Annotated in this window: 17 protein-coding genes; 16 read left to right on the top strand and 1 reads right to left on the bottom strand. The window is 68.2% G+C overall.

What is annotated here, in order from left to right; genetic code table 11:
• The first annotated feature begins 120 nt into the window (after positions 1-120).
• The 10 genes from OYT95_RS03915 to mutM all read left to right on the top strand — a co-directional run bounded on the left by OYT95_RS03915 (position 121) and on the right by mutM (position 12117).
• The gene (locus OYT95_RS03915) at positions 121-1803 is read left to right on the top strand and encodes a DAK2 domain-containing protein (RefSeq protein WP_052033817.1); all 1683 of its coding nucleotides are present in this window, start codon (positions 121-123) and stop codon (positions 1801-1803) included.
• Between the two features lie 8 nt (positions 1804-1811).
• Positions 1812-4070 (top strand): ATP-dependent DNA helicase RecG, encoded by a 2259-nt coding sequence (gene recG, locus OYT95_RS03910; RefSeq protein ID WP_037245503.1) that lies wholly within the window; start codon positions 1812-1814, stop codon positions 4068-4070.
• A gap of 155 nt (positions 4071-4225) precedes the next feature.
• Complete coding sequence (locus OYT95_RS03905) at positions 4226-7630, top strand: pyruvate carboxylase (protein ID WP_037245506.1); 3405 nt, start codon at positions 4226-4228, stop codon at positions 7628-7630.
• Positions 7627-8193, top strand: coding sequence for a 16S rRNA (guanine(966)-N(2))-methyltransferase RsmD (rsmD, locus tag OYT95_RS03900; RefSeq protein WP_037245508.1), 567 nt, complete (start codon positions 7627-7629; stop codon positions 8191-8193). Before OYT95_RS03905 ends, rsmD begins: the two co-directional genes overlap by 4 nt.
• Positions 8190-8684, top strand: a complete 495-nt coding sequence (gene coaD, locus OYT95_RS03895; protein ID WP_005240440.1) for a pantetheine-phosphate adenylyltransferase — start codon at positions 8190-8192, stop codon at positions 8682-8684. The genes rsmD and coaD overlap by 4 nt, the downstream gene beginning before the upstream one ends.
• A 108-nt stretch (positions 8685-8792) precedes the next feature.
• Complete coding sequence (locus tag OYT95_RS03890; RefSeq protein ID WP_037245510.1) at positions 8793-9566, top strand: DivIVA domain-containing protein; 774 nt, start codon at positions 8793-8795, stop codon at positions 9564-9566.
• Between the two features lie 156 nt (positions 9567-9722).
• Positions 9723-10283 (top strand): YceD family protein, encoded by a 561-nt coding sequence (locus OYT95_RS03885; RefSeq protein ID WP_037245512.1) that lies wholly within the window; start codon positions 9723-9725, stop codon positions 10281-10283.
• Positions 10284-10285: 2 nt separating this feature from the next.
• Entirely contained in the window at positions 10286-10468 is a 183-nt protein-coding gene (gene rpmF / locus OYT95_RS03880; protein ID WP_005240446.1) for a 50S ribosomal protein L32, read from the top strand.
• Positions 10469-10487: 19 nt separating this feature from the next.
• A complete protein-coding gene (gene rnc / locus OYT95_RS03875; RefSeq protein WP_009479707.1) occupies positions 10488-11246 on the top strand; it encodes a ribonuclease III in 759 nt (252 codons plus the stop codon).
• Positions 11239-12117: a bifunctional DNA-formamidopyrimidine glycosylase/DNA-(apurinic or apyrimidinic site) lyase gene (gene mutM, locus OYT95_RS03870; protein WP_037245515.1), complete on the top strand. Its 879-nt coding sequence runs from the start codon at positions 11239-11241 to the stop codon at positions 12115-12117. Before rnc ends, mutM begins: the two co-directional genes overlap by 8 nt.
• Here mutM and OYT95_RS03865 read toward each other — a convergent pair.
• On the bottom strand, positions 12059-12763 hold the full coding sequence (locus tag OYT95_RS03865) for a pyridoxamine 5'-phosphate oxidase family protein (protein ID WP_037245519.1): 705 nt from the start codon (positions 12761-12763) through the stop codon (positions 12059-12061). The two genes, mutM and OYT95_RS03865, sit on opposite strands and share 59 nt — an antisense overlap.
• A gap of 147 nt (positions 12764-12910) precedes the next feature.
• On the opposite strand from OYT95_RS03865, the gene OYT95_RS03860 reads away from it, so the two are divergent.
• The 6 genes from OYT95_RS03860 to OYT95_RS03835 all read left to right on the top strand — a co-directional run bounded on the left by OYT95_RS03860 (position 12911) and on the right by OYT95_RS03835 (position 21217).
• The gene (locus OYT95_RS03860; protein ID WP_037245522.1) at positions 12911-13351 is read left to right on the top strand and encodes an OsmC family protein; all 441 of its coding nucleotides are present in this window, start codon (positions 12911-12913) and stop codon (positions 13349-13351) included.
• Positions 13351-14280 carry a hypothetical protein gene (locus OYT95_RS03855; RefSeq protein ID WP_081792793.1) on the top strand — a complete coding sequence of 310 codons (930 nt, stop codon included), beginning with the start codon at positions 13351-13353 and terminating at the stop codon, positions 14278-14280. The genes OYT95_RS03860 and OYT95_RS03855 overlap by 1 nt, the downstream gene beginning before the upstream one ends.
• Positions 14281-14294: 14 nt before the next feature.
• Complete coding sequence (locus tag OYT95_RS03850) at positions 14295-14555, top strand: acylphosphatase (protein WP_005259398.1); 261 nt, start codon at positions 14295-14297, stop codon at positions 14553-14555.
• 22 nt (positions 14556-14577) lie between these two features.
• On the top strand, positions 14578-18183 hold the full coding sequence (gene smc, locus OYT95_RS03845) for a chromosome segregation protein SMC (RefSeq protein WP_037245526.1): 3606 nt from the start codon (positions 14578-14580) through the stop codon (positions 18181-18183).
• A gap of 66 nt (positions 18184-18249) precedes the next feature.
• Complete coding sequence (gene ftsY, locus OYT95_RS03840) at positions 18250-19638, top strand: signal recognition particle-docking protein FtsY (protein ID WP_081792790.1); 1389 nt, start codon at positions 18250-18252, stop codon at positions 19636-19638.
• Positions 19639-19897: 259 nt separating this feature from the next.
• Entirely contained in the window at positions 19898-21217 is a 1320-nt protein-coding gene (locus tag OYT95_RS03835) for an ammonium transporter (RefSeq protein ID WP_370184553.1), read from the top strand.
• Positions 21218-21219 lie beyond the last annotated feature (2 nt).

The following is a 21219-nucleotide window of genomic DNA, read 5'->3' as shown; positions in this document are numbered from 1 at the left end:
ATTGGCCAAACCCGGTCCCGAAGGGCTCGGACCGCGGGCCCGATCATCGTCCCCCGACTAGTCTGACGGCACCTTCCCATTCCCTGGCCGGAGAGGACGACAGTGGCCCCTGAGCTCCCGATGGACGGGCGAGTCCTCGAATCGTGGGCGCGGACCGCCGTCGCGGGTCTGGAAAAGCGGTGCGAGGAGATCAACAGCCTCAACGTCTTTCCGATCCCGGACTCCGACACGGGCACCAATCTGCTGTTCACGATGCGTGCGGCGCTGGGTGCGATCGACGAGTACGCGGGCAGCGGCACCAAGGACGTCCGGCAGGTAGCCATCGCCCTGGCCCGGGGCGCGGTCGCGGGCGCGCGCGGGAACTCCGGGGTGATCCTGTCCCAGGTGCTGCGGGGGATTGCGGAAGCAGCCGTCACCCCCGCCGTCGACACAAGGACGGTCCGGACCGGGCTGTTGATGGCCACCAACCTGGTGACGGACGCGGTGAGCTACCTGGTGGAGGGGACCATCGTCACCGTGCTGCGCTGCGCCGCCGACGCCGCGGCGGAGTTCCCGGACGAGGCGCCGATCGCGGTCACGGCCCGCGCAGCCGCGGATGCGGCGGCGTCCGCGCTCACCAGGACGCCGTCGCAACTCGAGGTGCTCGGCACCGCGGGCGTCGTCGATGCGGGAGGACTCGGCCTCGTCGTGATCCTCGACGCTCTCGTCACGGCGGTAACGGGGTCGCCGCCGGATCGCGCACCGATCGCGCTCCACGTTCCGCGTCGCACACCGTCCACGCATCGCGCAGAGCCCGTCCCCGTTTCCGCACCGCACCCATCGCAGGGCACGCACGCGCATTCGGGCCCCGACTGCGAAGAGGGCCCGGATCAGGACTTCGAGGTGATGTACCTGGTCGCGGAGTCCGACGAGGACCGCATGGCGGAGTTGCGCACAACGCTGAACGCGCTCGGGGACTCGATCGTGATCGTCGGCGACGGCGGCGGAGGCTGGTCGGTGCACGTGCACTGCACGGACGCGGGCGCCGCCGTGGAGGCCGGACTCGCGGCAGGACGCATCCACGGAATCCGCGTCAGCAGCTTCCTCGTGGATGCTCGGGACCAGGGGTTGCTCGTCCCGCCGGTCCGGACCCGCCCGGATCAGGGGGAACGGGGAATCGTCGCCGTCGTGGCCGGAGACGGCGCCGCCGAACTGTTCGCGAGCGAGGGCGCGACAGTCCTCCGGTGCGACGATGCGCCCGTCACCCGGGCCCAGCTCCTCGGCATCATCAGGCAGATGGGACGCACCGAGGTGCTCGTCCTCCCCAACGGCGCGCTGACTGCTCAGGAACTCGTCGCGGTCAGTGCCGCGGCGAGGGACGCCCGGCACGAGGTCCTGCTGCTCGCGACGTCCGCGATGGTGCAGGGACTCGCGTCCCTGGCGGTGCACGACCCCGAGCGTGAGGCGGTGGACGACGCGTTCGCGATGTCGGAGGCCGCCGCCGCCACCCGCTGGGGATCCCTGCGCATCGCCCGGGAACGGGCCCTCACCTACGTGGGAACGTGCGAACCGGGAGACGGCATCGGCCTGATGGGTCACGAGGTGATCGTCATCGAACCGGACGCGGTCGCGGCCGGACGGCGACTCGTCGACCTCGTCCTCGGCGCGGGTGGTGAACTGGTGACGCTCCTGATGGGGTCGGAGGCGCCGGAGGGGCTCGACACGGAACTGGCCGATCACATCTCGCAGCGGCACCCCGGCGTCGAGGTGATGATCTACCACGGTGGACAGCCAGGAGATCTGTTGCAACTCGGGGTGGAATGAGGAATTCGATGGCCACATTGTCCGATCGGCTCGATCATCTGCTGGGGAAGAAGACCGCCGACGCGCTCGAGGCGGACTTCGACATCCGCACGGTCGAGGACCTGCTGCGGCACTACCCGCACCGGTACGCCTCCCAGGGCCGCGAGCTCGCGGAAAAGGACCCGCCGGAGGGCGAGCACATCACGATCATCGCCCGGGTCACGTCCGCGGCAGTCGTGAAGATGAAGAACCGGCCGGGCAGCATGCTCAAGGTGGTCCTGTCGACCGACACCCAGAACGTGGACGTCACCTTCTTCAGCCCGCAGAAGGTCAAGCACGTGATCAAGCCCGGTGTGCGCGCGATGTTCTCGGGAACGGTCAAGTACTTCCGCCAGAAGTGGAGCCTCACCCATCCGAGCTATCTCATCCTTCCCGAGCCACGTGCCGGCAGCGAGGACCCCGTGGTGAACGTCGGCCGGATCCGCGGTGCCGGGGATCTCGCGGGAATCGCCCGAGCGTCGCAGGAAGCCGGTGCGGGGGTAGACATGTCCGTGTTCGACCGGGCGCTGATCCCGCTCTACCCCGCCACGCGGGACGTCGAGAGCTGGACGATCATGAAGTGCGTCCGCCAGATCCTGGACCAGCTCGATCACGTCGACGACCCCCTGCCGGAGAACATCCGAGCCGAACGCGACCTGATCGGTCTCGACGAAGCTCTCCGGTCGGTCCACCTGCCCGACACACGTGAGGACGTGGAGAACGCCCACGACCGTCTGCGGTTCGACGAGGCGACCGCGCTCCAGCTGGTTCTCGCCCGACGCCGCCACGACAACGCCGAGCGAGTCGCGCCCGAGTGCCCGCCCGTGCCCGGCGGGGTCGCCGACGTGTTCGAGAGCATGCTTCCGTTCCAGCTCACCGACGGTCAGAACGCGGTCGCCGACGAGATCTCCGCCGATCTGGCGCAGCCGCACCCGATGAGCAGGCTGCTGCAGGGTGAGGTGGGTTCGGGTAAGACGATCGTGGCCCTGCGCGCCATGCTCCAGGTGGTCGACGCCGGCTACCAGTGCGCTCTACTCGCCCCGACCGAGATCCTCGCGACGCAGCACGCCCGGTCGCTGCGGGCGATGCTCGGCTCCCTCGCGACCGCCGGGGAACTCGGGGCGCACGAGAAGGCGACGCGGGTGGCGCTGCTGACGGGGTCGATGCCGGTCGCCGCCAAACGCGCGGCGCTGAACGAGGCGATTACCGGCGACGCCGGGATCGTCATCGGCACGCACGCCCTCATCCAGGACAACGTCGAATTCTTCAACCTCGGGATGGTGGTGGTCGACGAGCAGCACCGGTTCGGTGTCGAGCAGCGCGACCGGCTGCGGTCGAGGGCGCGGGAGGGTCTGAGCCCGCACCTGCTGGTGATGACGGCGACGCCGATTCCCCGCACCATCGCGATGACGGTGCTCGGCGATCTCGAGGTGTCGACGCTGCGCCAGCTGCCGAAGGGGCGGTCACCGATCAAGAGCAGTGTGGTACCCGCGTCCCAGAAGCCGCAGTGGGTCGCGCGCGCGTGGGAACGGATCCGCGAGGACGTGGCCGAGGGGCGGCAGGCATACGTCGTGTGCTCGCGCATCGGCGACGGCGAGAAGGGCGACGGTGAGGACGCGTTCGACGAGAAGGCGCCCGAGACGAAGTCCGCCGTCGAGGTGTTCGAGGAGTTGAGCGGCAGCATCATGCCCGACCTGCGGGTGGGACTGCTGCACGGCCGGCTTCCCGCGGACGAGAAGGACGCGGTGATGCGCGACTTCACGGCCGGTGACATCGACGTCCTCGTGTGCACCACCGTCGTCGAGGTCGGCGTCGACGTCCCGAACGCGACGATCATGGTGATCGTCGACGCGGACCGTTTCGGTGTGAGTCAGCTGCACCAGCTGCGCGGACGCGTCGGCCGAGGCAAACACCAGGGCCTCTGCATTCTCGTCACGGAGATGAATCCGGGCGGTCCCGCCTACGAGCGACTGTCGAACGTGGCCTCGACCAACGACGGTTTCGAACTCGCGCAACTCGACCTCGCCACCCGGCGCGAAGGCGACATTCTCGGTGCGGCGCAGTCGGGCACGACGTCTACGTTGCGGCTGTTGTCGCTGCTCGGCCACGAGGACGTCATCGCCGCGGCATCCGAGTTCGCGCGTTCGGTGATCGCGGACGATCCGCGACTCGAGAACCATCCGGGACTGTCGGCGATGGTGACGTCGGCTCTCGACGCCGACCGCATCGAATATCTGGAGAAAACGTGAGAATTTACTTCGCTTCACGTAAATCTTCGCTCGTCTGTTTCGGGTCTGTTGCAGAATTCGCACACGTCAGGGGGGTCTTTGTGAAGTTTGTGGAGGATCCTGAAATGTGGGATGCCACTTATCCGCGGCCGTCTTCGGCGGGGTAGTTTGCTCCAATGTTCTCCAAAGTCCTGGTCGCCAACCGTGGCGAAATTGCGATCCGCGCTTTCCGTGCCGCCTACGAACTAGGTGCTGGAACGGTCGCGGTGTTCCCGTACGAGGATCGGAACTCGATCCACCGTCTGAAGGCCGATGAGAGTTATCAGATCGGCGAGGAGGGACACCCGGTTCGGGCGTACCTCTCCGTCGACGAGATCGTCTCCGCGGCCAAGCAGGCAGGCGCCGACGCCATCTACCCCGGCTACGGCTTCCTTTCCGAGAACCCCGATCTCGCCGCCGCGTGCGCCGAGGCGGGCATCACGTTCGTGGGTCCCTCCGCCGAGGTGCTCGAGCTCACCGGCAACAAGGCGCGTGCGATCGCCGCGGCGAAGGCGGCCGGTCTGCCGGTGCTGGCGTCGTCGGAGCCGTCCGCCGATGTGGACGAGTTGCTGGCCGCGGCCGAGACCATGCAGTTCCCGCTGTTCGTGAAGGCCGTCGCCGGCGGCGGTGGCCGCGGCATGCGCCGCGTCGCCGAGCGGGCTCAGCTCAAGGAGTCCATCGAGGCCGCCGCGCGTGAGGCCGAGTCGGCCTTCGGCGACCCGACGGTGTTCCTCGAACAGGCCGTCGTCGACCCGCGTCACATCGAGGTCCAGATCCTGGCCGACGGTCAGGGCAACGTCATCCACCTGTTCGAGCGGGACTGCTCGCTGCAGCGCCGCCACCAGAAGGTAATCGAGCTCGCGCCGGCCCCGAACCTTTCGGAAGAGCTGCGGGCGAAGATCTGCGCGGACGCCGTGGCGTTCGCGAAGGAGATCAACTACGCCTGTGCGGGCACCGTCGAATTCCTCCTCGACACCCGCGGCAACCACGTCTTCATCGAGATGAACCCCCGCATCCAGGTCGAGCACACCGTCACCGAAGAGGTCACGGACGTCGACCTCGTGCAGTCGCAGCTGCGGATCGCGTCGGGGGAGACCCTCGCGGATCTGGGCCTGAGCCAGGACAAGATCACGCTGCGCGGTGCGGCTCTGCAGTGCCGCATCACCACCGAGGACCCCGCCAACGGGTTCCGCCCGGACACCGGTCGGATCACCGGCTACCGCACCCCGGGCGGTGCCGGTATCCGCCTCGACGGCGGGACGTCGGTCGGGGCAGAGGTCTCCGCATACTTCGATTCGATGCTCGTCAAGCTGACGTGCCGCGGCCGCGACTTCGAAACCGCCGTCGCCCGTGCCCGCCGCGCGGTCACCGAGTTCCGCATCCGCGGCGTGTCGACGAACATCCCGTTCCTGCAGGCCGTGCTCGACGACCCCGATTTCAAGGCCGGCCGGGTCACCACGTCCTTCATCGAGGAGCGGCCCCAGCTGCTCACGCTGCGCAGCTCCGCCGACCGTGGCACCAAGATCCTCACCTACCTCGCCGACGTGACGGTCAACAAGCCGCACGGCGAGCGGCCGTCGGCGGTGTACCCGCGCGACAAGCTGCCCCAGATCGACCTGTCCACCCCGCCGCCGGACGGCAGCCGTCAGAAGCTGCTCGCCCTCGGGCCGGAGGGATTCGCCAAGGCACTGCGGGAGCAGAAGGCCCTCGCCGTCACCGAGACCACGTTCCGTGACGCACACCAGTCGCTGCTCGCGACCCGCGTGCGGACCAGCGGTCTGCTCGACGTCGCCGGGCACGTCGCCCGGCTGACCCCCGAGCTGCTGTCCATCGAGGCGTGGGGCGGTGCGACCTACGACGTGGCGCTGCGGTTCCTGCACGAGGACCCCTGGTACCGGCTGGCCGCGCTGCGCGAGGCCGTGCCGAACATCTGCCTGCAGATGCTGCTGCGCGGACGGAACACCGTCGGCTACACCCCGTACCCGGAGAAGGTGACGCGGGCGTTCGTCGAGGAGGCCACCAACAGCGGCATCGACATCTTCCGCATCTTCGACGCCCTCAACAACGTCGACCAGATGCGGCCGGCCATCGACGCCGTCCGCGAGACCGGCACCGCTCTCGCCGAGGTCGCCCTGTCCTACACCGGCGACCTGTCGAACCCGAACGAGAACCTCTACACCCTCGACTACTACCTGCGCCTGGCGGAGGAGATCGTCGAGGCCGGTGCGCACATCATCGCGATCAAGGACATGGCCGGACTGCTCCGCGCCCCCGCCGCCACCACCCTGGTGACGGCGCTGCGCAAGAACTTCGACCTGCCCGTGCACGTGCACACCCACGACACCCCCGGCGGTCAGCTCGCGACGTACCTGGCCGCATGGCAGGCAGGCGCGGACGCGGTCGACGGTGCGTCGGCGGCGATGGCGGGCACCACCAGTCAGCCGGCGTTGTCGGCGATCGTGGCCGCGGCCGCGCACTCGCAGTACGACACCGGCCTGGACCTGCAGGCCGTGTGCGACCTCGAGCCGTACTGGGAGGCGCTGCGCAAGGTCTACAAGCCGTTCGAGTCCGGGCTGCCTGCCCCGACCGGACGCGTCTACACCCACGAGATCCCCGGCGGTCAGCTGTCGAACCTGCGCACCCAGGCCGTGGCCCTCGGACTCGGCGACAAGTTCGAGGAGGTCGAGGCCAAGTACGCGGCCGCCGACCGGATGCTCGGACGCCTGGTGAAGGTCACCCCGTCGTCGAAGGTCGTCGGCGACCTCGCCCTGCACCTCGTCGGATCCGGGGCCTCCACCGAGGAATTCAAGGAGAACCCGGCGAAGTTCGACATCCCCGACTCGGTGGTCGGGTTCCTGCGCGGCGAACTGGGCACCCCGCCCGGTGGCTGGCCCGAACCGTTCCGCACCCGGGCCCTCGAAGGTCGCGGAGCCGCGAAGCCCGAGGTGCCGCTGTCCGCGGAGGACGAGAAGGCCCTCTCCGGCACCTCCGCGGAACGCCGCGCGACGCTCAACCGGCTGCTGTTCCCCGGCCCGACGAAGGAATTCCTCGAGCACCGCGACAAGTACGGCGACACCTCGCAGCTCTCGGCGAACCAGTTCTTCTACGGCCTGCGCCGCGGCGACGAGCACCGGGTCCGTCTCGCACCCGGTGTCGAGCTGATCATCGGGCTCGAGGCCATCTCCGAACCCGACGAGCGGGGATACCGCACCGTGATGTGCATCCTCAACGGGCAGCTGCGCCCGGTGTCGGTGCGCGACCGGTCCATCTCCAGTGAGATCCCCGCCGCGGAGAAGGCCGACAAGAACAACCCCGGCCACGTGCCGGCACCGTTCGCCGGTGTGGTGACCCTCGCCGTCACCGAGGGCCAGCACATCACCGCCGGCGACACGATCGCCACCATCGAGGCCATGAAGATGGAAGCGGCCATCACCGCCCCACGAAGCGGCACCGTCTCCCGGCTGGCCATCGGATCGGTCCAGCAGGTCGAAGGCGGCGACCTCCTCGCCGTCGTGTCGACAGGGGAGTCCGCGAGCGAGTGACTCGGATCATCGCGGGACTCGCGGGCGGTCGACGCCTGCGGGTCCCGCCGAGCGGGACCCGGCCCACCTCGGACCGGGTCCGCGAGGCATTGTTCAGCGCACTGCACAGCCGGATGGACCTCGAGGGCGCGTCCGTCCTCGATCTCTACGCGGGATCGGGGGCGCTCGGCCTGGAGGCGCTCTCCCGGGGTGCGGACCGCGTCGTCCTCGTCGAGTCCGACGCGAAAGCGGCGGGCATCATCAAGCACAACGTGACGACGGTCGGTCTGCCGGGCGCGGAGGTGCGCGGCGCTCCGGTGGCGGCGGTGCTCGCGGGCACCGCCGACAGGCCGTACGACCTGGTGATGGCGGATCCGCCGTACGCCGTCGACGACGGGGCGGTGCAGACGGTGCTCGACCATTTGCGGGGCAACGGCTGGGTCGGCGACGGCTCGATCGTGGTGCTCGAGCGGTCGTCGAGGTCGCCCGAGACGGTCTGGCCCGAAGGCTTCGCGCCCGTCAAGGCGAAGAAGTACGGCGAGGCGAGAATCGAATTGGCGACCTGCTACGGTCTGGACTCATGACTGGCGCTGTCTGCCCCGGATCCTTCGACCCCGTGACCAATGGCCACCTTGACGTGATCGGCAGAGCTGCCGCGCAGTTCGACGAGGTCATCGTGACGGTCATGGTCAACAAGAGCAAGCGTGGCCTGTTCACCGTCGAAGAGCGCATCGAGATGCTCGAAGACTCGACCAGTGAGCTGCCCAACGTTCGGGTGTCCTCCTGGCACGGTCTGCTGGTGGATTACGCCAAGCAGCAAGGGATCACAGCGATCGTCAAGGGCCTGCGCGGCGCCAACGACTTCGACTACGAACTGCAGATGGCGCAGATGAACCAGAAGCTCAGTGGCGTCGACACCCTCTTCATCCCGACCAACCCCACCTACAGCTACCTGTCGAGTTCGCTCGTGAAGGAAGTGGCCACGTTCGGTGGCGACGTCTCCGACATGCTGCCCGAGAAGGTGCACGCCCGTCTTCTCGCGAGGATCGCCGAGCGCGCCGCCGAGAGCAGCTGATACCCGACACACCGGCTGCCACGACACACCCGCGGCGTCCGGTCGGGCAGACTTGCACGAAGAAGGCTGCGCCGACCTGCTGAGGGTCATGGATGATTGGGGTTGCTTGTGTACCGGGTATTCGAGGCGCTCGACGAACTTGTCGCGATTGTCGAAGAGGCACGCGGCGTACCGATGACCGCCGGCTGCGTGGTTCCGCGCGGTGACGTCCTCGAACTGCTCGACGACGTGCGCGATGCGATTCCCGGTGAACTCGACGACGCCCAGGACGTCCTGGACCACAAGGACAAACTGGTGGGGGACGCGCGGTCCAACGCGGAGAAGACCGTCTCCAGCGCCAACGCCGAGGCGAACTCCACCATCGAGAACGCCCGGGACGATGCCGACCGCATCCTGGCGGACGCGAAGGCGCAGGCGGACCGGATGGTCGCCGAGGCCCGCGCACACGCTGAGCAGTTGGTCACCGACGCGCGCGCCGAGGCCGAGTCCTCCGTCGCGGAAGGCCAGCGCGAGTACGACGCACTCACGGGCCGTGCACGGTCCGAGGCCGATCGCATGATCGAGTCGGGCAAGGCGTCCTACGAGAGGTCCGTTGCGGAGGGCACGGCGGAGCAGGCGCGCCTCGTCTCGCAGACGGAGGTCGTCCAGGCGGCGCACGCCGAGTCGGCCCGGGTGATCGACTCCGCGCACGCCGAATCGGATCGTCTCCGCTCGGACTGCGACCTGTACGTCGACACGAAGCTCGCGGAGTTCGAGGACTTCCTGAACGGCACCGTCCGGTCCGTGGGGCGCGGACGTCAGCAGTTGCGGACCGGTTCGGGTGTTCCCGACTACGCCTCGGACTACGACGTCGACGACCGCCGGGCCGAGCGTCGCCGCTGAGCGACCGTCCGACCGGCGCCCGATCGAATTTGGCTCCACCGCGCAGATTGCGTATCGTGGAGTGGTTGCCCTTTGTCGTTTCCCTTTTCTCGAAAGTGAAGTTTGTTGTCATCCCATCGCCACAGCTCATCGCGTTCCCGACGGGACGCGGACTTCGTGCTGGACACGGTCAAACTCGGCCGTCGTCCCGGTTCGATGCGCACCGTGGAACGGGTGGTGACGGCGCCACAGCGCATCGGTCTCGACCTGATCGCCATCGAGGAAGGATCGGAGATCGATCTCGATCTCCGATTGGAGGCCGTATCCGAGGGGGTCCTGGTCACCGGTTCGTTGCGAGCCGACACCGTGGGGGAGTGCTCGAGATGTCTCGAGCCGTTCTCCGACGCGGTGGACCTGACTCTCACGGAGCTGTTCGCATACCCGGACAGCACCACGGAGGAGACCACGGAGGAGGGGGAGGTCTATCACGTCGTCGACGACGAGATCGACCTCGAACCCGTCGTGATCGACGCCGTCGGCCTCGCACTGCCATTGCAGCCGCTCTGCAGTGACGACTGCCAAGGATTGTGCCCAGAATGTGGCGTTCGCCTGGCGATTGCCGAATCTGGCCATGGGCATGACATACTTGATCCTCGCTGGGCTGGTCTTGCAGCCAAATTTGGCGTGGAATCAGAACCCAGCAAGAATCTTGTGAACACCGAAGCCGAGGAGAAGTAGAAGTGGCTGTCCCCAAGCGCAGAATGTCGCGATCCAACACGAGGTCGCGTCGCAGCCAGTGGAAGACCACTGTGCCTACCCTCGTCACCTGCCCCAACCGTGGCTGCGGCGAGAAGACGCTGCCCCACGTCGCGTGCCCGTCGTGTGGCACATACAAGGGCCGCCAGGTCACTGCCGCCGTCTAGTTCTCCGCGGAGAGGCGTTGTGACGAGCGACATCAGTAATACACCCGCCGGCGGCGAGGAGGATCATGCTTCCCTCCTCGCCGCCCTCGGCGTAGAAATCGAGCCTTCGCTGCTCACCCTGGCGTTGACGCACCGCTCGTATGCGTACGAGAACGGTGGTCTGCCCACCAACGAGCGTCTCGAATTTCTCGGCGACTCCGTGCTCGGAGTGACCGTCACCGAGAAGCTCTACCTTGCGCATCCCGACAAATCCGAGGGCGACCTCGCGAAGATTCGGGCGAGCATCGTCAACATGCACGCGCTCGCGGAGGTGGCCCGCACTCTCGGTGAGGGCGGCCTCGGTGCCCATCTCCTGCTCGGTAAGGGCGAGGAGATGACCGGTGGCCGTGACAAGCCGAGCATCCTGGCCGACGGCATGGAGTCGATTCTCGGCGCCATCCACCTCGAGCACGGCATCGACACGGCGCGACGCGTCGTGCTCGACCTCTTCAGCGATCTCCTCCAGCGAGCCCCCCGTCTCGGCGCGGGTCTGGACTGGAAGACGAGTCTGCAGGAGTTGACCGCGGAGCGTGGCGTCGGTGTGCCGGCGTACGAGATCACGGCGACCGGCCCCGACCACGACAAGGAATTCACCGCCACCGTGATCGTCGGCGGCAAGCCCCTCGGCGTCGGTATCGGCCGCTCCAAGAAAGAGGCCGAGCAGAAGGCTGCGAGTACGGCGTGGAATGCGTTGTCCGACGCAGGCCCCGACGTAGCGGCCGACGACGTCAGTGCCTGAACTACCCGAAGTTGAGGTGGTCCGGCGCGGACTCGAACGCCACATCGTGGGGGCGTCGATCGATTCCGTCGACATCCTGCACCCGCGGGCGATCCGGCGTCATCTGCCCGGGGCCGCCGACCTCGCCGGACAGCTCACCGGCGAACGCATCGCGAGCGCCGACCGTCGTGGAAAGTATCTGTGGCTGGTCCTCGAACCCAGTACGGTCGCTCTCGTGGTGCATCTCGGCATGAGTGGTCAAATGCTCGTGCAGCCACCGGAATTGCCGACCGAGAAGCATTTGCGCATCCGGGCCCGGCTCGATTCGGGTCTCGACCTCAGATTCGTCGACCAACGGACGTTCGGGGGCTGGGCGCTGGCACCCCTCGTCGACGTCGACGGCTCGCTCGTGCCGGACTCGGTGGCGCACATCGCCCGCGACCCGCTGGATCCGCGTTTCGACCTCGCGGCCACCGTGAAGGTCGTGCGCGGCAAGCACACCGAGATCAAGCGTGCCCTTCTGGACCAGACCGTCGTCTCCGGCATCGGCAACATCTACGCAGACGAGGCGCTGTGGCGCGCACAGATCCACGGAAATCTGCTCACCGACAGGCTGAGTGGTCCCAAGATTCGTGCAGTGCTCACCGCCGCCCAGGAGGTCATGCGTGAGGCACTCACTCAGGGCGGCACGTCCTTCGACGCGCTGTACGTGAACGTCAACGGCGAGTCGGGCTATTTCGACCGTTCGCTGTCCGCCTACGGTCAGGAGGATCGCCCGTGCCCGCGGTGCGGCACCGCGATCCGGCGGGAGAAATTCATGAACCGCTCGTCGTTCAGTTGCCCGAAGTGCCAGCCGGCACCACGGAGAAGCCCGGCGACATCGTCTGTGTGAGTGCGGCGGTCGCGGGCTCCTCGGCGAACTGATCGTCGGTGTCGTGGCGTGGTGTCGCCTTGGCGTCGAAGTAGTCGCCGCCCTTGCGTTTCACGTCGTCGGTTCCCCATTCGCGGTGCCGGGGAACCGGTGCCATTCTCGGAATGTGTTTGCGGCAGTGTATGTATGCCTCCTCCACCTCCACCACCACCCAGCGTTCCGGGATCCGGCCGTTCGTGTGGTCCGCAGGCAGATCCGCGATCTCGGAGCGAAGGACCGGGTCTTCGACGATCCGGGCCGAACCGTTCACGTGCAGTCCGATGAGGTCCTGCACGAAGTCCACGAGAATGATTCCGACGTGCGGGTTTTCCCGGATGTTGCCGAGGCTCGCCATCACGCCGTTGCCGCGGTACTCCGGGTACGCGAGGGTAGTGGAATCGATGACGTGCATGAATCCCGGTGTCCCGGCGCGCAGACTGTTGTCGCACTCGCCGGACGCGTCGGCGGTGGCGATGAAGGCGATCTCCTGGCGTCCGATGAACTCGATCATCATGGGATTGAGATGGTCCAGCATCTGATCCGAGTAGAACTTGGCGGCACGATCCTCGGTGCCGTACTCGGACTGAAGTTGGCGCTCTCCCGCACTACCGATCTGGCCCATCTGCATTCCCCGCTACGTCTCGGCGTCATTGGTCGGTTCACCCTACGGCCCACCGATTCCCTCTGCTGAGAATCCTCGTTCACAATTCCGCGGAAACCACTGCCGCCCACCCACCTACCTGGCGTTGCGCCGACCGGTGGCAGGATTGAGCGCATGGCAGAACAGACTTCCGACACGACGGCGCCCACCTCACTGTGGGTCGAGCGAACGGGCACCCGGCGATACACCGGCCGTAGCTCGCGCGGCGCCGAGGTCCTGATCGGCTCCGAGGGCGTGGAGGGCGTGTTCACCCCCGGGGAACTCCTGAAGATCGCACTCGCCGCGTGCAGTGGCATGAGCTCGGACTTCCCGCTGTCGCGGCGGCTGGGCGACAACTACGACGCCACCATCCGGGTGTCGGGTGCCGCCGATCGGGAGAACGAGGTGTACCCGCAGCTGGACGAGGTGATGGAGCTCGATCTCAGCGAGCTCGACGCCGACGCGCAGGAGCGTCTGGTGGCGCTCGTCGAACGGTCGGTCGACAAGGTCTGCACGGTCGGACGGACGCTGAAGGCGGGAACGACGGTGACGTTGACCGTCGAAAGAGAAGCATGATGCGGCGTGAGCTGGCCGCGCTCGCGGGCGGGACCGCGCTCTGCGCGGGTCTACTCGTGGTCGCGCCCGCGGCTGCCGGGCCCGCGTTCGCGCCCCCCGGCGGTGCGTGCACCCCGTGGTCGGTGTCCGAGGTGACCTCCGGGGCGGGTGTTCTCGAGAACCTGGCCTTCGACGGCGCGGGCACCATGCTGGTGTCGCGGACAGGCCTGGTGGGCGGCGGAGCCCTCGACGGGGTCGCCCCCGACGGCTCCGTCACCCCGATCGTGCCCGAGGTCGAGTCGCCCGGCGGAATTGCCGTGGACGGTGCCGACGCGTATTTCGCCACGGGCAACTCCTTCGCCGCCGGGGTCACGGGCTCGGCCAGCGGCACGGTGGACGTGGTGAACCTCGACACGGGTGACACACGAACCGTGGCCGAGGGGCTGGTCATGCCGAACGGGCTGGTCCGGCTGAGCAACGGAGACATCCTCACCGCCCGGAATCTGGGCGCCGGGGCCGGACTGACCCGCGTCCCCGCCTCGGATCCCCACACACCGGAGGTCGTGCGCACCGATCTGGGAACGGTGGACGGTCTCGCCGCGCACGACGGCAACGTGTACACGGTGACGACGTTCGACACGACCACCACGCTGCGCATCCTCCGCGAAGACGACCTCGGCGGTCCGGTCGTATCGGTCGAGTTGCCCGGCTCCGGGCCCCTCAACGCGGCCGACGACCTCACCGTCGGACCGGACGGCATCGTCTACGTCGCCTACAACGGTGGCGGCAAGGTGGTGCGGGTGGATCCCGCGACGGGGGAGAGCTGCGCTCTGGCGTCCGGACTGCCACTCGTGTCCTCGGTGCGGTTCGGCGCCGGACCGGGCTGGGATGCGGACGCGCTCTACGCCACGAGTTTCACCGGGAAGATCTACAAACTCGAACGGTCGTGACGGACATGGAGAGAATGACCGCGTGGGTGCACGGATTCGTGCAGGGAGTGGGATTCCGGTGGTGGACCCGCGCCCGGGCGCTGGAACTCGGTCTCGTCGGCTACGCGGCCAATCAGAAGGACGGCCGCGTGCTCGTCATCGCCGAGGGGCCTCGCGACAAGCTGGAGACCCTGCTGACGCTGCTGCGGTCGGGGGACACGCCGGGCGCGGTGGATCTCGTCGTCGAGCAATGGGATTCCGCCCGCGGCGACCTCACCGGGTTCGTGGAACGGTGAACCGCAGGTAAAGTTCTCCGTCATGCATCTGAAGAGTCTGACGCTGAAGGGATTCAAATCCTTTGCGTCCGCAACGACTCTGCGATTCGAGCCGGGAATCACCTGTGTCGTGGGGCCCAACGGGTCGGGTAAGTCCAACGTCGTCGACGCGCTCACCTGGGTGATGGGGGAGCAGGGAGCGAAGGCTCTGCGCGGCGGCAAGATGGAAGACGTCATCTTCGCGGGCACCGCCGGGCGGGCACCCCTCGGACGCGCCGAGGTCACGCTGACCATCGACAACTCCGACGGCGCCCTGCCGATCGACTACTCCGAGGTGTCGATCACCCGGCGCATGTTCCGCGACGGCGCCGGCGAATACGAGATCAACGGCAGCTCGTGCCGGCTGATGGACGTGCAGGAACTGCTCAGCGACTCCGGCATCGGCCGGGAGATGCACGTGATCGTCGGGCAGGGCCGCCTCGCCGCCATCCTCGAATCCCGTCCGGAGGACCGGCGCGCGTTCATCGAGGAAGCAGCCGGCGTACTCAAACACCGCAAACGCAAGGAAAAGGCGGTCCGCAAACTCGACGCGATGCAGGCCAACCTGGCGCGTCTGAACGACCTCACCGCGGAATTGCGGCGCCAGCTCAAACCACTCGGACGGCAGGCCGAGGTGGCGCGCCGCGCACAGACGGTGCAGGCCGATCTCCGCGACGCGAAGCTGCGGCTCGCCGCGGACGACCTGGTCACGCGACGCGAGGACCTGGCCAACCAGGCTCAGGACGAGAAGGTCGCGCGCGAGCAGCACGACCAGGTCACCGAGGCGCTCGACGAGGCCAATCTCGAGCTGGGACGGCACGAGCAGGAACTGTCGAGGCTCACACCGGGTGCCGAAGCGGCCGCGCAGACCTGGTTTCAGCTGTCGGCACTCGCGGAGCGCGTCAACGCGACCATCCGCATCGCCCGGGAGCGGGCGCGCCACCTCGACTCCGAGCCCTCCGCGAACCGCGGTCAGGATCCGGACGAGATGGAGGCCCGCGCCGATCGGATCGCCGCGGAGGAGATGGAGCTCGTCGAAGCCGTCGAGATGGCGCGTGCGGCGCTGGACGCGGCCAAGGAGCAGCTGGCACTGGGGGAGGAGACCGCCGCCGAGGCGGAACGCGCTCACATGGCGGCGGTCCGGGCGATCGCCGACCGCCGTGAAGGCCTGGCCCGGCTGTCCGGGCAGGTCGACACTCTGCGCACCCGCGCCGACTCCGTCGACGCCGAAGTGTCCCGGCTGACCGTCGCGATCGAAGAGGCCCGCCAGCGCGGCGACGCGGCACAGTCCGAGTTCGAGGTCGTCCAGGACGAGATCGGTGACCTCGACGCCGGTGAGCTCGGGCTGGATTCGCACCACGAGCGTGCCGTCGAGGCGCTGCGCCTGATCACCGAACGCGTCACGGAACTCCAGGCCGAGGAGCGCGCCGCCGGGCAGGAAGTGGCGTCCCTGCGTGCCCGGATCGACGCGCTGTCGATGGGCCTCGAACGCAAGGACGGCGCCGGCTGGCTCGTCGAGAATCGGGGCGAGCACGGTATCCGCGGACCGATCGGTGGCCTCATCACCGTCGAGACAGGGTACGAGGGCGCCGTCGCGGCAGCGATGGGTCCTGCCGCGGACGCCGTTGTCGCCGAATCCCTCGACGCCGCCCGTAGCGCTGTCGGTGCGTTGAAGGAGACGGACAGCGGTCGGGCGTCCCTGTTCATCGGGACCGATCAGGCCGCGCCGAACGGCGGACTCCTGGACTCCGGCGCCCGGTGGGCCGTCGACGTCATCGACTGCCCCGCCGAACTGCGGACCGGGATCGCGGCGCTCCTGGGTGGAGTGGTCGTGGTCGATTCCCTCGACGACGCCGTCGAGACCGTCCGGCGCAGGCCCGACGTGCGCGCCGTCACCCGCGACGGAGATCTCCTCGGAGCGGGCTGGATGAGCGGCGGGTCGGACCGACAGCCGAGCACCCTCGAAGTCCAGGCCGCCATCGACAACTCCGTGCAGGATCTCGCCCGCGCCGAACGGCGCGCCGAGGAACTGTCCGCGGCACTGTCCGGCGCGGTCGCGGAACAGGCCGACCGCCAGGAGAACGCCGAGCAGGCACTGGCCGCGCTGAACGAGTCGGACGCCGCGATGTCCGCCATCTACGAGCGCCTCGGCCGCCTCGGCCAGGCCGCGCGGGCCGCGCACGCCGAATCCGATCGGCTCATGGCCCAGCGGGACAAGGCCGAGAGCGGTCGGGAGGACACGCTGACCGCGCTCGCCGAACTCGAGGAACGGCTGCGCCTGGCGGAACAGGACGGGTCGTCCGCCGGCGCCGACACGGGTGGATCCGACACGACGAGCATCGATCGTGAGATGGCGGCCGCGGCGCTGGCCGAGGTGCGGGCCGTGGAAGTGGAAGCCCGGCTGTCCGTGCGCACGGCCGAGGAGCGGGCCGAGTCGGTACGAGGCAAGGCGGACTCCCTGCGCCGCGCCGCACAGGTGGAACGCGACGCGCGCGCCCGGGCCGAACGTGCGATGAAGGCCCGCCAGAACGCGGCCGCCGTCGCAGCGGCGGTCGCCGAGTCGGGACAACGGGTCGCCGAGCATCTCGGTGACGTCGTCCACGCCGCGATGGCACACCGTGACGAACTCGCCCGGGCCCGCACCGAGCGGACGACTCAACTCGAACAGGTGAAGGAAAGGGTGCGTCAGCTGACCGGACAGCTGGCGTCGCTCACCGACGCCGTGCACCGCGACGAGGTCGCTCGCGCCCAGGCCGCGCTGCGCATCGAACAGCTCGAGGAGGCCATCCTCGAACAGCACGGGATCGGCCTGGACGATCTGATCGCCGAATACGGCCCCGATGTCGCGCTGCCGCCGTCCGCACTGGAGATGGAGGAGTACGAGCAGGCGAAGGAGCGCGGCGAGCAGGTCACGATGCCCGCGCCGATTCCGTACGACCGCGCCACGCAGGAACGCCGCGCGAAACGTGCCGAGAAGGACCTGGCGACGCTCGGCAAGGTCAACCCGCTGGCACTCGAGGAGTTCGCCGCGCTCGAGGAGCGCTACAACTTCCTCTCTACGCAGCTCGAGGACGTGAAGACCGCCCGCAAGGATCTCCTCGGTGTGGTGGCCGACGTGGATGCCCGCATCCTGCAGGTGTTCACCGAGGCCTATTCGGACGTCGAACGCGAATTCGTGCAGGTCTTCGCGAAGCTGTTCCCCGGTGGCGAGGGCAGGCTGGTGCTCACCGACCCGTCGAACATGCTGACCACCGGCATCGAGGTGGAGGCCCGGCCGCCGGGCAAGAAGGTCAAGCGCCTGTCACTACTGTCCGGTGGCGAGAAGTCGCTGACGGCGGTGGCGATGCTCGTGGCGATCTTCCGGGCCAGGCCGTCCCCCTTCTATGTGATGGACGAGGTGGAGGCCGCGCTGGACGACACGAACCTGCGCCGTCTCATCGGGTTGTTCGAGCAGCTGCGGGAGAAGTCGCAGCTGATCGTCATCACCCACCAGAAGCCGACGATGGAGGTGGCCGACGCGCTCTACGGGGTCAGCATGCGCGGCGACGGCATCACCACCGTCATCTCCCAGCGGCTCCGTGGCCAGGACATGGCGGCCGCGGACGCCTGATTGTGGTCCGGTCCGGGACTGTGCGGGCGGGAAGGCAGTGCGCGACGAAATCCGGAGCCTGAAACAATGGGCGGCGTGACTACCGGAGCTTGGATTGCCATCGCGGCCGCACTGGCCGTACTTCTCGTCGTTCTCGTCGTCGGGTCCCTGCTGTATCGGCGTCGCCGAATCTCACTGAAGGCGCCGGACACCCCGCAGGTCACTACGGCGGAGAAGGACCGTTCGGGCAGTTACCGGGCGGACGGCGGGTTCAACTTCAGTCAGGGGTCGACGGCGACGGCGCCGCCACGTCCGCCTGCGCCCGAGCCGGTTCTGCCGAAACCGGTGCCCGAACCCGAGGTGGCGCCCGAACCCGAGGTCGTCGCGCCCCCCGAGCCGGAGAAGGCCCCCGAGAAGGCCCCGGAGAAGCCGTCGGCCCCGCCGGAGCCGGTCACCTACGAACCGGTCGTCGCGCCCGAGGTCGAACCGGAACCCGAGGTCGCGCCCGAACCCGAACCCGAACCGGCTCCCGCCGCGCCGGTGCTCGACGTCATCGCCCCCACGGAAGGACGGCTCGACCGTCTGCGTGGGCGACTGTCGCGTTCACAGTCCGCGGTGGGCAAGAGCCTGCTCGGACTGCTCGGCGGTGGCGATCTCGACGAGGACTCCTGGGAAGAGGTGGAGGACACGCTCCTCATCGCCGACCTCGGCTCGGCGACCACCACGAAGATCGTCACGTCGCTGCGTGAGCAGATGGCGTCGCGCAGCGTCCGCACCGAGGCCGATGCCCGCGCACTGCTCCGTGAAGTCCTGGTCGCCGAACTCCGCCCGGAACTCGATCGCTCGATCCGTGCCCTGCCGCACGACGACCACCCGGCGGTCCTGCTGGTCGTCGGTGTGAACGGCACCGGCAAGACCACCACCACCGGCAAGCTCGCGCGTGTTCTCGTGGCCGACGGCAGGCGCGTCCTGCTCGGTGCCGCCGACACGTTCCGGGCCGCCGCAGCGGACCAGTTGCAGACCTGGGCCGAGCGGGTGGGCGCCGAGGTGGTGCGCGGGAAGGAAGCCGCAGATCCGGCGGCCGTCGCGTTCGATGCCGTGTCCAGGGGAATCGACAACGGCGTCGACGTTGTGCTGATCGATACCGCCGGCCGGCTCCACACGAAGACGGGACTGATGGACGAGCTCGGCAAGGTCAAGCGCGTCATCGAGAAGAAGGCCTCGGTTGACGACGTGCTCCTCGTCCTCGACGCGACCATCGGCCAGAACGGCCTCGCGCAGGCGCGGGTGTTCGCCGAGGTCGTCGACATCACCGGTGTGGTGCTCACCAAGCTCGACGGCACCGCCAAGGGTGGCATCGTGTTCCAGGTTCAGCACGAACTCGGGGTTCCCGTGAAGCTCGTCGGACTCGGTGAGGGCGCCGACGATCTGGCGCCGTTCGAGCCGGGCGCGTTCGTCGACGCATTGCTCGGCTGACGCAGCGAATCGGGGTCGTCTCGGGCTCCCGGACGGCTCAGGGGCGATGAAACCGACCGCAAATCGCCTGGCGAAACCTGCACGCAACAAAATAGGCCGATGCGTTCACGAGCGCGAAACAGTGCAGTGGCATAGCCGAAACACCAACTGAGCACCCTTCTTCTCAGGTCGTCAGCCGCTACCGGCTGGGCAGAGAAGGAGGAGGCTCAAGGTGGATTTCCCCACTATCGGTGCACCGGACACCGGGGACACAGCGTGGATGCTGACCAGCGCCGCGCTCGTGTTGCTCATGACTCCGGGTCTTGCGTTCTTCTACGGCGGCATGGTGCGGGCCAAGAGCGTGCTGAACATGCTCATGATGAGCATCAGCGCGATGGGTGTCGTCGGCATCCTGTGGGTTCTCTACGGCTACTCCATGGCCTTCGGTGAGGACAAGGGGAACCTTGTCGGTGATCCGTTCCAGTACTTCGGGCTCAAAGGACTGATCGGCGGGTCGTACCTCGCCGAGACCGACGATGCCGGTTCGGTCATCGCCGATTCCGCGATCCCGCTCGTCGGCACCATCCCCGCGACGGTCTTCGTCGCGTTCCAGGCCATGTTCGCGATCATCACCGTCGCCCTCATCTCGGGTGCCGTGGCGGACCGCCTGCGCTTCGGGCCCTGGCTGCTGTTCGCCGGCCTCTGGGCGACGGTCGTGTACTTCCCCGTGGCGCACTGGGTCTTCGCCTTCGACGGCGTCACCGCCGAGACCGGTGGCTGGATCGCCAACAAGCTCGCCGCGGTCGACTTCGCGGGTGGAACCGCCGTCCACATCAACGCCGGCGCCGCCGGCCTCGTCCTCGCGATCATCCTCGGCAAGCGCAAGGGATGGCCGGGAACCCCGTTCCGTCCGCACAACCTGCCCTTCGTGATGCTCGGCGCCGGCCTTCTCTGGTTCGGCTGGTTCGGCTTCAACGCCGGTTCGGCCGTCGGCTCCAACGGCATCGCCGGAGCAACCTTCATCACGACCGTCATCGGAACGTGCGCGGCGATGCTCGCCTGGCTCCTGGTCGAGCGGATTCGTGACGGCCACGCCACCACACTCGGCGCGGCGTCCGGAATCGTCGCCGGCCTGGTTGCCATCACGCCTTCCTGCTCCTCGGTGAACGTCCTCGGCGCACTCGCCATCGGCGTCGTGGCAGGCGCACTCTGCGCGCTCGCGGTCGGACTCAAGTTCCGCTTCGGATTCGACGACTCGCTCGACGTCGTCGGTGTCCACCTCGTCGGCGGCATCGTCGGAACGCTGATGGTCGGCCTGGTCGCAACGGCTGAGGCGCCCGCGGGTGTGGTCGGACTGTTCTATGGTGGAGGCCTCGACCAACTCTGGCGTCAGGCAGTGGGCGCCGGAGCAGTACTGCTTTACTCGCTCGTCGGGACGGCCGTCGTCGCATTGATCGTGAAGTTCACGATCGGTCTGCGGCTCAGCGACGAGGGTGAATCACTTGGAGTGGACGAGTCGGAACACGCAGAAACTGGCTACGATTTCGCCGCTCTCGGCGGAAACTCGGCAACTGCTCGTGTATCCGGCAAGGAGGGATGAGG

It is taken from the genome of Rhodococcus sp. JS3073 (genome assembly GCF_026810085.1).
Classification (GTDB): domain Bacteria; phylum Actinomycetota; class Actinomycetes; order Mycobacteriales; family Mycobacteriaceae; genus Rhodococcus_F; species Rhodococcus_F wratislaviensis.
The sequence above is the reverse complement of the archived record's forward strand: the minus strand, read 5'-3'. Positions and strand labels throughout refer to the sequence as shown.